Origin of the sequence: Erwinia sp. MMLR14_017 (assembly GCF_033657285.1) — a bacterium.
Classification (GTDB): Bacteria; Pseudomonadota; Gammaproteobacteria; order Enterobacterales; family Enterobacteriaceae; genus Erwinia.
Genome location: NZ_JAWVWP010000008.1, coordinates 185,498 through 200,426, shown reverse-complemented (window position 1 = coordinate 200,426; position 14,929 = coordinate 185,498). Strand labels below are relative to the sequence as shown.

General features: G+C 53.6%; 13 protein-coding genes and 1 pseudogene. 6 read left to right on the top strand and 8 right to left on the bottom strand.

The genetic code is table 11. The annotated features are described in order from the left end of the window. Positions 1 to 146: 146 nt before the first annotated feature. The 4 genes from xylR to xylF form a co-directional block, all read right to left on the bottom strand. A complete protein-coding gene (gene xylR, locus SD961_RS14900) occupies positions 147 to 1,325 on the bottom strand; it encodes a D-xylose utilization transcriptional activator XylR (RefSeq protein ID WP_318791124.1) in 1,179 nt (392 codons plus the stop codon). 138 nt (positions 1,326 to 1,463) lie between these two features. Then, the gene (xylH, locus tag SD961_RS14895; RefSeq protein WP_318791123.1) at positions 1,464 to 2,645 is read right to left on the bottom strand and encodes a xylose ABC transporter permease XylH; all 1,182 of its coding nucleotides are present in this window, start codon (positions 2,643 to 2,645) and stop codon (positions 1,464 to 1,466) included. Beyond that, a complete protein-coding gene (locus tag SD961_RS14890) occupies positions 2,623 to 4,164 on the bottom strand; it encodes a xylose ABC transporter ATP-binding protein (protein ID WP_318791122.1) in 1,542 nt (513 codons plus the stop codon). Before SD961_RS14890 ends, xylH begins: the two co-directional genes overlap by 23 nt. 30 nt (positions 4,165 to 4,194) lie before the next feature. After that, entirely contained in the window at positions 4,195 to 5,190 is a 996-nt protein-coding gene (xylF, locus tag SD961_RS14885) for a D-xylose ABC transporter substrate-binding protein (protein ID WP_318791121.1), read from the bottom strand. A gap of 350 nt (positions 5,191 to 5,540) precedes the next feature. Between xylF and xylA the strand changes: the two genes are divergently transcribed. Together xylA and xylB are read left to right on the top strand one after the other, a co-directional pair. Beyond that, complete coding sequence (gene xylA / locus SD961_RS14880) at positions 5,541 to 6,860, top strand: xylose isomerase (protein WP_318791120.1); 1,320 nt, start codon at positions 5,541 to 5,543, stop codon at positions 6,858 to 6,860. 75 nt (positions 6,861 to 6,935) lie between these two features. After that, positions 6,936 to 8,396 carry a xylulokinase gene (xylB, locus tag SD961_RS14875; RefSeq protein ID WP_318791119.1) on the top strand — a complete coding sequence of 487 codons (1,461 nt, stop codon included), beginning with the start codon at positions 6,936 to 6,938 and terminating at the stop codon, positions 8,394 to 8,396. A gap of 78 nt (positions 8,397 to 8,474) precedes the next feature. On the opposite strand, the gene SD961_RS14870 is transcribed toward xylB, so the two are convergent. From SD961_RS14870 to SD961_RS14855, 4 genes are all read right to left on the bottom strand, one after another. Continuing rightward, positions 8,475 to 9,371: a Dyp-type peroxidase gene (locus SD961_RS14870; protein WP_318791118.1), complete on the bottom strand. Its 897-nt coding sequence runs from the start codon at positions 9,369 to 9,371 to the stop codon at positions 8,475 to 8,477. Between the two features lie 139 nt (positions 9,372 to 9,510). After that, entirely contained in the window at positions 9,511 to 10,128 is a 618-nt protein-coding gene (locus tag SD961_RS14865; protein WP_318791117.1) for an RpoE-regulated lipoprotein, read from the bottom strand. Between the two features lie 141 nt (positions 10,129 to 10,269). Further along, complete coding sequence (locus SD961_RS14860; RefSeq protein ID WP_318791116.1) at positions 10,270 to 10,725, bottom strand: DUF2919 domain-containing protein; 456 nt, start codon at positions 10,723 to 10,725, stop codon at positions 10,270 to 10,272. A gap of 39 nt (positions 10,726 to 10,764) precedes the next feature. After that, a complete protein-coding gene (locus SD961_RS14855; RefSeq protein ID WP_306213105.1) occupies positions 10,765 to 11,190 on the bottom strand; it encodes a GNAT family acetyltransferase in 426 nt (141 codons plus the stop codon). Positions 11,191 to 11,389: 199 nt separating this feature from the next. Here SD961_RS14855 and amiA point away from each other — a divergent pair, with 199 nt between their 5' ends. The 4 genes and pseudogenes from amiA to tal all read left to right on the top strand — a co-directional run bounded on the left by amiA (position 11,390) and on the right by tal (position 14,861). Further along, positions 11,390 to 12,262 carry an N-acetylmuramoyl-L-alanine amidase AmiA gene (gene amiA / locus SD961_RS14850; RefSeq protein ID WP_318791147.1) on the top strand — a complete coding sequence of 291 codons (873 nt, stop codon included), beginning with the start codon at positions 11,390 to 11,392 and terminating at the stop codon, positions 12,260 to 12,262. A gap of 75 nt (positions 12,263 to 12,337) precedes the next feature. Continuing rightward, the gene (gene hemF, locus SD961_RS14845) at positions 12,338 to 13,246 is read left to right on the top strand and encodes an oxygen-dependent coproporphyrinogen oxidase (protein ID WP_318791115.1); all 909 of its coding nucleotides are present in this window, start codon (positions 12,338 to 12,340) and stop codon (positions 13,244 to 13,246) included. A 162-nt stretch (positions 13,247 to 13,408) separates the two neighbouring features. Next, positions 13,409 to 13,594 (top strand): annotated as a pseudogene (locus SD961_RS14840) (RpiB/LacA/LacB family sugar-phosphate isomerase); the annotation flags it as partial. A gap of 316 nt (positions 13,595 to 13,910) precedes the next feature. Then, entirely contained in the window at positions 13,911 to 14,861 is a 951-nt protein-coding gene (gene tal, locus SD961_RS14835) for a transaldolase (RefSeq protein ID WP_318791114.1), read from the top strand. The last annotated feature ends 68 nt before the right edge of the window (positions 14,862 to 14,929 follow it).

Genomic DNA, 14,929 nt, shown 5'->3' with positions numbered 1-14,929 from the left:
AGTAACGGCTTTATATACCGTTTGGTGATTTGGAAGTTTAAAACGCTATAAGCGAGTGGAATTGGTTATGCGAACCACGGGAAAAGGCATATGTATTAGCGGGTGCTGGCTTCAGGGAGAGCCGTTTATGCCGGGCCAATCTCCTCTTAATAGTGTTTCTCGCCATATTTTGCCCGATGCTCTTTAGGCGTCATATCGTAATCTTTACGAAACACAGAATAGAAGTACTGCAAAGAGGGATAGCCGCACATCTGCGAAATCTCATTGATAGAAAGGGAACTAAAGATCAATAAATTTCGTGCCCGATCCAGTTTTTCACTGTGAATAATACCGTGAATGGTCTGCCCGGTTTCATCTTTAAAGCGCTTCTCCAGGTTTGAGCGAGAAAGGCCAATCGCCTCCAGAACCTGCTCCACCTTAATCCCTTTACAGGCATGATGCCGGATATAGTGCATCGCCTGTATTACCGCCGGATCGCGCAGGGAACGGAAATCGGTAGAACGCCGCTCAACCACTTTTACCGGCGGCACCAGGAGCCGTTGCAGCGGCAGTTCACGCTCATTCAGCAACTGATGCAGTAATTTTGCCGCACGGTAGCCCATCTGGCGCGTCCCCTGCACCACAGAGGAGAGCGCTACCCGGGAGAGATAGCGGGTTAACTCTTCATTATCAATCCCTATAACGCAGAGCTTTTCCGGCACGGCAATATCCAGATGTTCGCACACCTGAAGTAAATGGCGCGCGCGGGCATCCGTCACCGCAATAATGCCGGTTTGTTGCGGCAACGTCTGTACCCAGTCAGCCAGGCGATTTTGTGCGTACTGCCAGTTTTCCGGTGCGGTTTCCATCCCCTGATAGACCACGCCCTGATACTGTTCCGCCGCCACCAGATTACGAAACGCCTGTTCACGCTCCTGCGCCCAGCGCTTTCCCCCTTCCGGCGGCAGCCCGTAAAAAGCGAAGCGATGCAGCCCTTTTTCTTTCAGGTGCATAAACGCGGCCTCTACCAGCGCATGATTATCCGTCGCGATATAATGTACGGGCGGATAGTGCTCTGGCTGCAGGTAGGAGCCGCCTACGCCGACAATGGGCACGTTGACATTGTGGAGTGATTTTTCAATAGCACGGTCATCAAAATCAGCGATGACGCCGTCGCCCAGCGAATCGCGGATATTATCGATGCGGCAGCGAAAATCTTCTTCAATAAAGATGTCCCAGTCACACTGCGAGGCCTGAAGATATTCGCCCACCCCTTCCACCACCTGGCGGTCATACACTTTATTGGCATTAAACAACAAGGTAATGCGGAAACGTTTTCTGAGCATTGCGAATCCCCTGTAATCACGCTGCTACTGGATAGCACAGAGATCAAAAGGGCAGGAAAAAGGCCGTCAGTTTTGTGAGGTGCAACAGAACCTTTTGCTTTTCTCCCCGCCGTTATGACGACAGATATTCTGGCGTATTCAGACACGACGCTTGGTTGCAGAGTCCATCCAGACCGCCAGCAGCAGGATTGCCCCTTTAACGATATATTGCCAGAAGGTCGGGACATCCAGCATGCTCATGCCGTTATCCAGCGAGGCCATAATAAAGGCGCCCATTACCGCTCCGGCAACGCTGCCAATGCCCCCGGCAAGACTTGTCCCGCCAATGACGCAGGCGGCTATGGCATCCAGTTCGGCAATATTGCCTGCTGAAGGTGAGCCAGCCCCCAGGCGTGAACTGAGAATTAAGCCTGCGATAGCGACCATTACCCCGTTGATAGCAAACACCGCCAGCTTGGTACGTTCCACATTCACCCCGGAAAGACGGGCTGCATCAATGTTGCCGCCGATAGCATAAATACGCCGGCCAAAAGCAGTACGCGTAGCCATAAATATGCCCGCCAGCATCAGAGCCGTCAGGATCAGCACCGGCGTGGGAACGCCCCGATAATCATTCAGCAGATAGATTGCGCCCAGCACCACGATCGCCATCAGGCTTTGCCGCGTGATATCGCCAGCAGCAGCAGCCACCGGCAGCCCCAGCTGCCCCCGACGCGCACGGCGGCGCCACTGCCAGGCAACAAACAGCATCAGACCTACAGCGCCAATCCCAAACCCCGCGCCACCAGGCAGATAACTTTGGCCAATCTGCGACATCGCATTACTGGTTGGCGCAACGGTAGTCCCGTTGGTGATGCCAATCAGAATGCCGCGAAAGGCGAGCATTCCGGCGAGGGTAACGATAAAGGACGGCACTTTACGGTAAGCGACCCACCAGCCGTTCCAGGCGCCCAGCAGCAGACCTGCCAGCAGCGTAACAACAATAGTGAGCGGCAGGGGCCACCCCAGCCAGACATCAAATATGGCAGCCGCACCGCCTAACAGCCCCATCATCGAGCCGACAGAGAGATCGATTTCTGCAGAAACAATCACAAAAACCATTCCAACCGCCAGGATGCCGGTGATAGCCGTCTGACGCAGCAGGTTCGAAATATTGCGCGCGCTAAGGTAAGCGCCCTCGGTGGTGAAGGCGAAAAAGATCATAATAAAAAGAATGGCGGCCAGCATGACAAAGACCTGCAGATTCAGGGATTTTACCCCTGACCACAGCTTTTTCTGTCCCAAGGGCGCACTTATTTCAGACTGCGTGCTTTTCAACATCGGTGTCACTCCTCAACGCGGCTTCCATTATCTTTTCCTGAGTGAGATCGCGGTTAAGCAAATCCGCTTTGATCCGCCCTTCGTGCATAACCAGTACCCGATCGCTCAGGCCCAGGACTTCCGGTAATTCAGACGAGACAACAATCACAGCAATGCCCTGTTGCACCAGTTGATTGATCAATTTATAGATCTCTGCTTTCGCACCAATATCAATGCCGCGGGTCGGTTCATCGAGGATAAGAATTTGCGGATTGAGCAGCAGACAGCGAGCCAGAATAGCCTTTTGCTGATTACCGCCGCTAAGTCGGCCAATAGCCAGTAAGGATGATGAGGTCTTTACCTTTAACCGTGCCAGCGAGTCCCGAATGGTCGCCTGCTCCTGCGCCTCATCCAGCATCGATAAAGGCCCGCTATATTTCTTCAGCGCAGCAAGGGTAATATTGGCCCCCACTCCCATTACCGACACAATGCCGTCACGCTTACGATCTTCAGGCACCATGGCAATTCCCAGCGCCATCGCATGACGACAATGCTCAATAAGAACGGGTTGATTATTAACGGAGATGCTCCCCTGCCAGCGCCCGGCATAGGCACCAAAAATGCACTGCATCGTCTCGGTTCGCCCCGATCCCACTAATCCTGCCACGCCCAAAATCTCACCCCGCCGCAAGGTAAACGAAACTTCATTTACCCGCCGGATATGGCGATTAACAGGATGCCAGGCCGTGAGGTTATCCACCTGCAGGATGATCTCGCCAATCTGATGGGGTGCCTGCGGATAGAGTTCCGTTAACTCACGCCCGACCATCATAGCGATAATCTCCTCCTCGGTTATTCCCACAGCGGAGCGTGTGGCGATATGCCGCCCGTCGCGGATCACGCAGATCAGATCGGAGATCGCTTTCACCTCATTCAGCTTGTGCGAGATATAGATGCAGGCGATGCCGTGATCGCGCAGATCGCTGATTATCTCCAGCAGCGTGTCGGTCTCACTCTCCGTCAGAGAGGCAGTCGGCTCATCCAGCACCAGCAGCCGGACCTGTTTATTCAGCGCCCTGGCAATTTCAACCAGCTGTTGCTGGCCCAGCCCCAGCTCTCCTACCCGCGTATTGGGGTCAATATTCAGCTTCACCTGTGCCAGCATTTTCCGGCAACGCAGATACATCGCTTCATAATCCATCAGCCCATAGCGGCCCCATTCATTACCGAGAAACATGTTTTCCAGCACGCTCATCTGTTTCACCAGCGCCAGTTCCTGATGAATAATAGCAATGCCCTTTTGTTCTGTTTCACGGATATTTTTTGCCGTAATCAGATCGCCGCTAAAATAAATATCGCCCTGCCAGGTGCCGTGTGGATATATTCCACACAGCACTTTCATTAAAGTTGATTTCCCTGAACCATTTTCTCCACAGAGTGACAGCACCTGTCCCGCCTCTACTTTAAGGCTGACATTATCCACAGCTTTAACAACACCAAATTGCATGGTGATATTTTTCATCTCTAATAAACAGGGCATAACTTCCTCCATTCATTGAAATGAGATAATTTAATTAATATCAGATTTTTTATGGAAGCCGTCCGCCACAATTGTGCTGTCAATATTGGATTTATCTACCTGAATCGGCGTTAACAGCCAGGACTTCACCTCTTTAGTTCCATTATTTAATGTGGCATTGGATTCAGGTTGTTTGCCCGATCCTAATTCCACCGCAATTTTCGCTGCTTCATCAGCCAGTTTGCTGATCGGCTTATAGACTGTCATGGTTTGCGTACCGGCAATGATGCGTTTTACCGCAGCAAGATCGGCATCCTGTCCGGAAATAGCGACTTTACCTGCCAGACCCTGTGCGGCTAATGCCTGGATCGCGCCGCCGGCGGTGGCATCATTGGAAGCGACAACCGCATCAATATGATTATTATTAGCCGTCAGCGCATTCTCCATAATCTTAAGCGCATTCTCTGGCAGCCAGCCATCTGCCCACTGATCGCCTACCACCTTGATTTTGCCACTCTCAATAAGCGGTTTCAGTACGGTCATCTGCCCCTGACGGAAAAGCCTGGCGTTGTTATCTACCGGCGAGCCGCCCATCAGGAAGTAGTTGCCCTGCGGCACGCGTTCCACAAGGCTTTTTGCCTGGAGTTCCCCGACTTTTTCGTTATCGAAAGAGATATAAAAATCGATGTCCGCATTGTTAATCATCCGGTCGTAGGCCAGCACTTTGATCCCTTCACGCTTCGCTTCACTAATCACATTACTGAGTACCTGGCCGTTATAAGGAATGATGACCAGTACATCCACGCCACGATTGATCATATTTTCTATCTGCGCCATCTGCGTTTCTTCATTGCCGTTTGCGGATTGCACAAAAACATCCGCGCCAAGGGATTTGGCTTTTTTAACAAAAATATCGCGATCTTTTTGCCAGCGTTCCAGGCGTAAATCATCAATCGCCATGCCGATTTTAATTTCTTTGCTGAATCCAGGCTGAGTGGCCAGCACTAACACTGCGCAGGCTGAGAGAAAGAGGTGCTTGAATTTCATCTTATATACCTATTTTCACGGTGTAGGGATAATATAATTCACCAAACGTCCAGTCGATTGTTGTCAATTGCCTGACGTTGAGCAATTACTGATTCTTACCCGTGCATTACGATTTTTGGTTTAGTTTTTGTTTTATGACAACGATCATGTTTTTACCCGGCCGAAAAAACCTGCGGCATAAACGCGACATTATCTCTTTCATTGTGCTCAATAAGCTTAATTTATGAGAGATAGCGCACATTTAATAATTCTCTGAGTTTGAGTGTGAAATATCGTAATTGAGTCTTCCGGTTGCAACTCCGAAGATGGCGCTATCCCGCCAGCCGGGCCTCACTATCAGGGAGTCAACCATGCAATCCTATTTTGATCAGCTTGAACAAGTTCGCTACGAAGGAACCGGCAGTACTAATCCGCTGGCTTTTCGTCATTACAATCCGGATGAGATGATCCTCGGCAAACGCATGGAGGAGCATTTACGTTTTGCCGCCTGCTACTGGCATACCTTCTGCTGGACCGGGGCAGATATGTTTGGCGTGGGCGCCTTTGAGCGTCCCTGGCAGCAGGCGGGAGATGAGCTGGCGCTGGCAAAACGTAAAGCGGAAGTGGCGTTCGAATTTTTCCAGAAGCTCAACGTGCCTTACTACTGCTTCCATGATGTGGACGTTTCACCTGAAGGTCAGTCGCTGAAAGAGTATCTGAATAATTTTGCCGTCATGAGCGATCTGCTGGCGGAGAAACAGCAGGCCACAGGCGTTAAGCTGCTCTGGGGCACGGCAAACTGTTTTACCCACCCGCGTTATGGCGCAGGCGCTGCCACCAGCCCCAATCCTGAGGTGTTCAGCTGGGCAGCCACGCAGGTTTACACCGCCATGAATGCCACCCAAAAGCTGGGTGGTGAGAATTACGTTCTCTGGGGTGGCCGTGAAGGGTATGAAACGCTGCTCAATACGGACCTGCGTCAGGAGCGCGAGCAAATTGGCCGGTTTATGCAGATGGTTGTGGAACATAAGCACAAAACTGGTTTTCAGGGTTCTCTGCTGATTGAACCCAAACCGCAGGAGCCTACCAAGCATCAGTATGACTACGACGTGGCAACTGTGTACGGTTTCCTGAAACAGTTTGGTCTGGAAAAAGAGATCAAAGTAAATATTGAAGCCAACCACGCCACGCTCGGCGGGCACTCTTTCCACCACGAGATTGCCAGCGCGATCGCCCTGGGCATTTTTGGCTCTGTGGATGCAAACCGTGGCGATCCGCAGCTCGGCTGGGATACCGATCAGTTCCCTAACAGCGTGGAAGAGAACGCCTTAGTGATGTTTGAAATTCTGAAAGCGGGCGGCTTTACCACCGGCGGCCTGAACTTTGATGCCAAAGTCCGGAGGCAGAGCACGGATAAATATGATCTCTTCTATGGTCATATTGGGGGGATGGACACAATGGCGCTGGCGCTGAAGGTCGCGGCCAGAATGATTGAGGAAGGCGGCCTGCAACAGGTAGTAGCTAAGCGTTATGCTAGCTGGAATGGCGATTTGGGTCAGCAGATCCTGCAGGGAAAACTCTCGCTGGAGGCAGTCGCTCACCATGCTGAGCAGCATAATCTGGCACCTCAGCACCAGAGCGGGCAGCAGGAAAAGCTGGAGAATCTGGTTAATCGCTACCTGTTCGGTTAATTCATTACCACGGCGCGGCCACCGCTGCGCCTTCTGCCCGTCCAGTTTTTACCCTGCGAGAAAGGATAAACTCACATGTATATCGGCATCGATCTCGGCACCTCTGGCGTCAAGGCCATCTTACTCAGCGAAAGCGGAGAGTTGCTTGCTACCCATAGCGAACCGCTGACGATTTCACGTCCTCAGCCGGTTTGGTCAGAACAGTCACCGCAAGCCTGGTGGCAGGCTACCGATGATGCCATGCTGGCGCTGGCCGCAAAAGAGGATTTGCGCCAGGTCAGGGCGATCGGTCTGAGCGGACAAATGCACGGCGCGGTGCTGCTGGATGCGCAGCATCAGGTGCTGCGTCCAGCCATTCTGTGGAATGATGGGCGCAGCGCGGCGCAATGTCAGGCGCTGGAGAAGGCGGTTCCAGACTGCCGGGCCATTACCGGCAATATCATGATGCCCGGCTTTACTGCGCCAAAATTGCTGTGGGTTAAAGAGCATGAACCTGAAATTTTCAGTCAGACAGAGAGGGTCTTACTGCCAAAGGATTATCTTCGCTGGCGCATGACCGGTAACTTTGCCAGCGAGATGTCAGATGCTGCGGGCACGATGTGGCTGAACGTAGCCCAACGCGACTGGAGTGAAGAGATGTTGGCTGCCTGCGCGCTTACGCGTCAGCAAATGCCTGAGCTTTTTGAAGGGAACGAAATAACAGGCGAGCTGAAAGCCAGTCTGGCGCAGCGCTGGGGTCTGCCTGTAGTACCGGTGGTGGCTGGGGGTGGCGATAACGCCGCAGGCGCCATTGGTGCAGGACTTTATCAGCCGGGACAGGCGATGCTTTCTCTTGGCACTTCTGGCGTCTACTTCGTGGTCAGCGACGGCTTCAGAAGTAATCCCGACAGCGCGGTGCACAGTTTTTGTCACGCTTTACCCGACAGCTGGCATCTGATGTCGGTGATGCTGAGCGCTGCGTCCTGTCTGGAGTGGGCATGTAAACTTACTAATCTCACGGATGTTGCTGCGCTGCTGAAGCTTGCGGAACAGACCCCTCCGGCAGAGAGCAAAATCTGGTTCCTGCCCTATCTCTCCGGCGAACGCACCCCGCATAATAATCCGCACGCGAAAGGCGCTTTCTGGGGGTTGACGCATCAGCACAGCAGCGGCCATCTTGCCCGGGCGGTGCTGGAAGGGGTGGGTTTTGCGCTGGCTGAGGGTATGGATGCCATCCATGCCAGCGGAGCAGAGCCGCAGAGTATCATTCTGCTCGGCGGCGGCGCCCGAAGCGCCTGGTGGCGACAGATGCTGGCAGATATCTGCGGACAACCGCTGGAATACCGTACTGGTGGCGAGGTTGGACCGGCGCTGGGGGCGGCAAGGCTGGCACAGATTGCTCTTAATCCAGAGAGGCCGCTTAATGAGATGCTGCCCGAACTGCCCCTTGAACAGCGACATATTCCCAACCCAACGCTGCATCAGGACTATCTGGCTAGCAGAGAAACATTCCGTCAGCTTTATCGGGCCCTGTTGCCCTTTATGACTCAAGAGTGAGGTGAGGCCAGACGCGAACCTGTCAGGCCAGGGGCCGCCCGCACGAGGCCCCTGTCACTTTGCGGCTGCGGTTAATGCTTACAGCGCAGCAAGCTGTTGCAGAGAAGGCGCATAAAAATAGCTGCCGCTGACCGGCTTGGTGAAGCGCAGCATGGCATCAAACTTATTATCCTTTTCGCCAAACATACTCAGCAGCTGTTGCTCAATATTATAGAGCGTGGCGCAGTAGGCGAGGAAGAAAAGCCCGTTGGTGCCGCTTGCGGTGCCATACGGCAGACTTTGACGAAGAATTTTCAGGCCTTTGCCCTCTTCTTTCAGGTCTACGCGGCTGACGTGCGAGGTGACGGGACGGTCTTCCCCTTCCAGCTCTTCATTGCTCACTTTAGTCCGGCCAATAATCTGCTCCTGCTTGTTTACCGCCAGGCGGTTAAACATCTTCAGATTATGTTCCCAGCGCTGGCTGAAGACGTAACTACCGCCAGCGTTTTCGCCCTCGCCTATCAGTGCCACCAACGGCCGCTGCTCGCCCTGGGGGTTTTCCGTGCCGTCAACAAATCCGCTTAAATCCCGATCTTCCACCCAGCGGAAGCCGTGCGTCTCTTCCACTATCTGGATCGCCTGGCCAAAAGCGGCAACGGCTGCCTGAGCAAGGGTAAAATTCACATCGTGGCGAAAGGAGTGAATATGGATCAGCAGATCACGCTGCGTGGCGGGCGCCATCTCTTTGCCGAGCGGCTGGAAATCCTTCAGCTCTGGGGTGCTATGGCCCGGATTGAGGTCGTGCCATACTGCCGGTCCGAATGCGATAACCGCACCCAGCCCTGCGTCAGGCCAGGCCTGCTGCAACTGCTCAAGCTGCTGAAGAAAGAGCGGAATGCCCTGGCTAAGGGCAGTTAAGTCGCCCTGCACCATAGCTTCAAGGTAAATAGCAAAACGGCGGTGTTCTGACAAAATGCCGCTCTGAGGCTGAGACATCGGGCGTTCTCCTGAAAAGGCTGATATCCGAAGTGGAATTTTCCGGCTTATCATACCCGATGTTTTCAGAGGCATCTTGTCTGATAACAAGGAAGCGGCAGAGAGTGAAAACGGGCCGCCTGAAGGCAGCCCGGAGAGGTTATTTTCGCCAGATAATCTTGCTGATAGTCCAGTTCTGTAGCGTTTCGTCCGGAGGCATCAATCCTTCAGGACCGTGCCATTCCCCGGTGAAGAGATAGCTGATGTGCTGACTGCCCGGTGCTGCACACTCGACGCCCTCGCTGTCTGCGCCGGTGCCTTTGTCACAAGCACCAAAGGCTTTCCTGAAAATGTCCCGGAACGGCGTACCGATCTTGTTGCCGTCGGCGGAGATGATAGCGCGATCCGTCACGTCAATGCGTTCCACCGTGGACTGACCGGTCACTTCAACTTTTACCTGCTTTTCACTCACCGCCTGGAAAAAGGTTACTACACCGCCGTTTTCGCTACGCATCCCTTTGCGGATCTGATAGTTGCCGCCTAATGCCTCGCCGATGGCGGTTTCGTTCATTGCGGTGCTGGCGGTGAGTTCACCTACTCCCTGCTCATTCACCGCCAGAGAAGAACCAAACCAGTTCCATGGGGCCAGGCTGGACCAGGAGTAGGTCAGCGGGTTCCACCAGGTGGCTCCGCTACCGGACTCGGTCTGGGGAGCGGAACTGGCACAGCCAGCCAGCAGCAAAGCGACGGCAATCAGTGCCGGGCGAACAAATTTCATTGCAACTCCTGTCTTGATAAGCAAACACTTCTGAACTGATTGGAGTGTTAATCCGGGAAAAAGTTTTATCCGATGTTTTTTGCCGGATAAAAACCCGTCTGCTGGAGGCGAGCGTTTATCCAATGCGCTTTGCCGGACGTTTTATCCGGCGTTGTGGGCGGGATCAAAACAGGCGCGAAGGTGGCGGTTGAAGCTGAGCCAGGCCAGCGCCAGCAGATCGAATCCGGTAAACAGAATGACTAACGGAGAAACGCTCTCCTCGCCCTGATACAGAGTAAAAGCTAGCAGCGTGAGCATCGCTACCAGCGTCAGCATCAGTACCCAACGCCACCTCTGCCAGAGCCGGGGAAAACGCTGTCGATAGCCGGTCAACAACAGCCCCAGCGCGGCCGGCACGCCCAGCGCCAGTCCCAGCCAGAAGGCCTGCTTATCGGGATAAAATAGCGCCAGAAGCGAGGTGCCCTGCTGCCGGGAGGCGCCAGCCATCACAAACAGAACCCAGGTGCGCGCCTGTAAAAGCAAAATAGCCCAAAAGGCCAGCGGCAACCTTAGCTGGCCTTTTGCATCATAATCGTCGGGAGAAAATATCAGGTTCATCACATCACTGGCGGGGGTGGAACTGCGCCACCCAGCTGATTAATATTCGCGGTCTTCAATTAAACGCTTGCCGAGCAGCAGACTGTCCTGCGTGTCGTAATCAAGCTTTTCATAAAACCCCAGGACCGCATCATTTTCTTCCCGCACCATCACGTTAATTTTTGGACAGCCGCGAGCAATAAGCTTTTTCTCGAGGCGATTAATTAACGCATTAGCAAACCCACGCCCCTGATAATCGGGGTGAACGCCCAGATAGTAGGCCGAGCCACGATGTCCGTCATAGCCGCCCATCAAGGTGCCGACAATGACGCCGCTGACCACGGCGACCAGAAACAGGTCCGGGTCATGATTTAGCTTACGCTCGATATCCATTTCCGGATCGTTCCACGGACGTAACAAATCGCAACGCTCCCAGAGCGTGATCACTTCTTCAAAATCGTCCTGGCTGAATACGCGGATTTCCATACCGTTGCCCCAGATGTTAACCATAATTTGCTGATTATCACGCTTTCTTTCACGGGCGCAAGTCTCAAGCTGTGCAAACCGTAAAAAAGCGGCGTGAGTTTGCTGAAATAGAAAGTAAAAGGTTGAAATAGTTCCCTTCTCGCGCTGGCACTATTGTTACGATATAACACTAAGCACGTTATGCTCAGAGGATGGAATGATGAAAAAGTTTGGCCAGATGACCCCGTTAACGACCCGCCGCCAGTTGCTGATTTCCGGCATGGCGCTGGCTTTACTGGCCAATAAATCGGTGCTGGCAAAAGAAGAAGTGGCCGCGCTTAAGGCAACCCGCAGCACCACCCATACCCCCCCGCGCCCTTCAGCGAGCGGCAGGAAGATAGTGATGATTGATCCGGGTCACGGCGGGATCGATTCGGGTGCGGTTGGCGAAGAAGGTTCAGAAGAGAAGCATGTGGTACTGGAGATCGCCAACCATATCCGCGAGATGCTGAGCGGGCATCCGCATATTGAAGCCCGGCTGACCCGTGAATCGGACCACTTTATCCCGCTGGGTGAACGCGTGGAAATTGCCCATCAGCATGGCGCTAACCTGTTTATGTCAATTCATGCGGATGGCTTCACCAGCCCGGATGCTAATGGTGCCTCGGTGTTCGCCCTCTCCAATCGCGGTGCCAGCAGCAGTATGGCGCGTTATCTCTCCAGACGTGAAAATGCGGCGGATGACGTTGGCGGCGTGAAGGCTGCGCAAAAGGATCACTATCTTCAGCAGGTTTTATTCGATCTGGTGCAGACCGATACCATCAAAAACAGCCTGACACTGGGCAGGCATGTGCTGAACCAGATCCGTCCGGTGCATCATCTGCACAGCCAGCACACGGAGCAGGCCGCCTTTGCCGTGCTGAAATCTCCCTCTATTCCTTCCGTGCTGGTTGAGACCTCGTTTATTACCAATCCTTCCGAAGAGCGCCTGTTAGGCACCACCGCCTTTCGCCAGAAGATTGCCACGGCAATTGTCGGCGGCATCGTCAGCTATTTTGATGAGTATGATGCTAATAACAGACGCCCCAGCTAAGCTGCCGCATCCCTCTGCCCTGGCGGAGGCTTTTTGTCGTATACTGCGCGCGTGATTTGACGACATAGGTAAGCCATGAACGCACCCAACCTCGCCCTGGTGAAGCAGTTTTTGCTCACCCTACAGGAGACTATTTGCCAGCAGTTAGCCCAGGCTGACGGCAAAGCGAACTTTGAAGAAGAGAGCTGGCATCGCGAAGGCGGCGGCGGCGGTCGCAGCCGCGTGCTGAGAGGCGGCGCAATTTTCGAACAGGCTGGCGTTAATTTTTCCCACGTTCATGGCGATCGGATGCCCGCCTCCGCGACTGCGCACCGCCCGGAGCTGGCGGGCCGCAGTTTTGAAGCGATGGGCGTGTCGCTGGTGATCCATCCGGAAAGCCCCTATCTGCCCACCAGTCACGCCAACGTGCGTTTCTTTATTGCTGAAAAACCGGGGGCCGATCCGGTCTGGTGGTTCGGCGGCGGGTTCGACATGACGCCCTATTACGGCTTCACGGAGGATGCGGTGCACTGGCACCAGACGGCTTCCGATCTCTGTCAGCCCTTTGGCGAGGACGTTTATCCGCGCTATAAAAAGTGGTGTGATGATTACTTCTTTATCAAACACCGCAACGAGCAGCGCGGCATTGGCGGCCTCTTCTTTGACGATCTGAACACGCCAGACTTTGACTATTGCTTCCGCTTTACCCAGGCGGTAGGAGAAGGTTTTCTGAAAGCCTATCTGCCGATTATTGAGCGGCGCAAAGCGCTCACCTGGGGCCAGCGCGAGCGTGACTTCCAACTCTATCGCCGTGGGCGCTACGTGGAGTTCAACCTGGTGTGGGATCGTGGGACGCTGTTTGGTCTGCAAACCGGTGGACGTACCGAATCTATTTTGATGTCGATGCCGCCGCTGGTGCGCTGGGAGTATAATTACGCTCCCGAACCGGGCACGCCGGAAGCGGCGCTGTACAGCGATTTTCTGCCCGTGAAGGCGTGGATTTGAGGATTCACTGAAAAGTGCGGCAGGCCAGTGGGCTTGCCGCGTTACGCTGGCGCTCATCAACCGTTTTCGACTTCGCCTCTGATGCCATAAGTACACAACTTATTTAGTCATATTCAACAGCGTGCGGATATTTTGCGCCGAGCTGGCGATGATATCGATAGCGCCCGTGCTGAACGCGCTCGTAAAAGTAACAACGCGCAGATCATGACCTTAGGCGCACGCGTTGTGGGGCCTGAACTGGCTCGTTCGATCGTTAACAGCTGGCTGGAATCAGAATTTGAAGGCGGCGGTTCACTGGCGAAAGTGGATAAAATCAGCCATTACGAGCAGAGCGTTTGCGCTAAATAGAAGATGCCGGAGCGCTTCAGCGTGCGCGCCATCACGAAATTTCACAGAAGTGCTACACTTAAGAGTGCGGCACTTTTTTAATGTACGCAATGAACTCATTGGGTCAACCCATTGCAACAATCAGAGAAAACGCATTTCTATTACAGAACGTCTGATGCAATGTTTGGCCTGAGAACAGACTTCCGTGTCGGGTAGATCCGATGTTAGCCCCTGAAAATTCCCCCTCAGAGAAGATTCAAGGCTGCCTCGTTGGCCTGAAGCCCCATTGCCCGTCATGGTAAATCGTAATGCAGATTGCACATCAAGGAGCCAAGAGATGAACCAGCTAGAAGCACTGAAACAATTCACCACCGTGGTGGCGGACAGTGGCGATATTGAATCCATTCGTGATTTCCATCCGGAAGATGCTACAACCAATCCCTCTCTGATCCTTAAAGCCTCCGCCCTCGATTCCTACAAGCACCTGATTACCGATGCTATCGACTACGCTAAAAAGCAGGGCGGCAGCAAAGAAACTCAGATTATCAACGCCAGTGACAAAGTTGCGGTTAATCTGGGGATGGAAATTCTGAAAAGCGTTCCCGGCCGTGTTTCTACTGAAGTAGACGCACGTCTCTCGTTTGATCGCGGCATGTGTGTGACCAAAGCAGAGAAGCTGGTAAGAATGTACGAAGATAACGGTATTGACCGTTCACGTATTCTGATCAAACTCGCTTCAACCTGGGAAGGTATTCGCGCAGCAGAAGAGCTGGAGAAAAACGGCATCAACTGTAACCTGACGCTGCTGTTCTCTTTTGCCCAGGCACGTGCCTGTGCTGAAGCCGGTGTCTTCCTGATCTCCCCATTTGTGGGCCGTATCTATGACTGGTACAACACCCGTAAGCCAATGGACCCGTACGTAGTAGATGAAGATCCGGGCGTCGTTTCCGTTCGCAATATCTACGAATACTACAAACAGCATCGTTACAACACGGTGATCATGGGTGCCAGCTTCCGTAAAACCGAGCAGATCCTGGCGCTGGCTGGCTGTGACCGCCTGACCATTTCTGCCGATCTGCTGAAACAGCTGCAGGCAAGCGACGCGCCGGTTGAGCGCAAACTTACGCCTCCTACTGAAGCCTTCCATCAGCCTGCCTCGCTCTCTGAAGCGGAGTTCCGCTGGGAGCACAATCAGGATCCGATGGCGGTTGAGAAACTGTCTGAAGGCATCCGTCAGTTTGCCGTTGACCAGCAGCATCTGGAAGACGTGCTTGCCGCTAAGCTGTAACCAAAATCAAAATGGGTGGAACGTCCCGCTAACCGATCTTCTCGGCAATGCAGGGCCTTCGCCCTTTA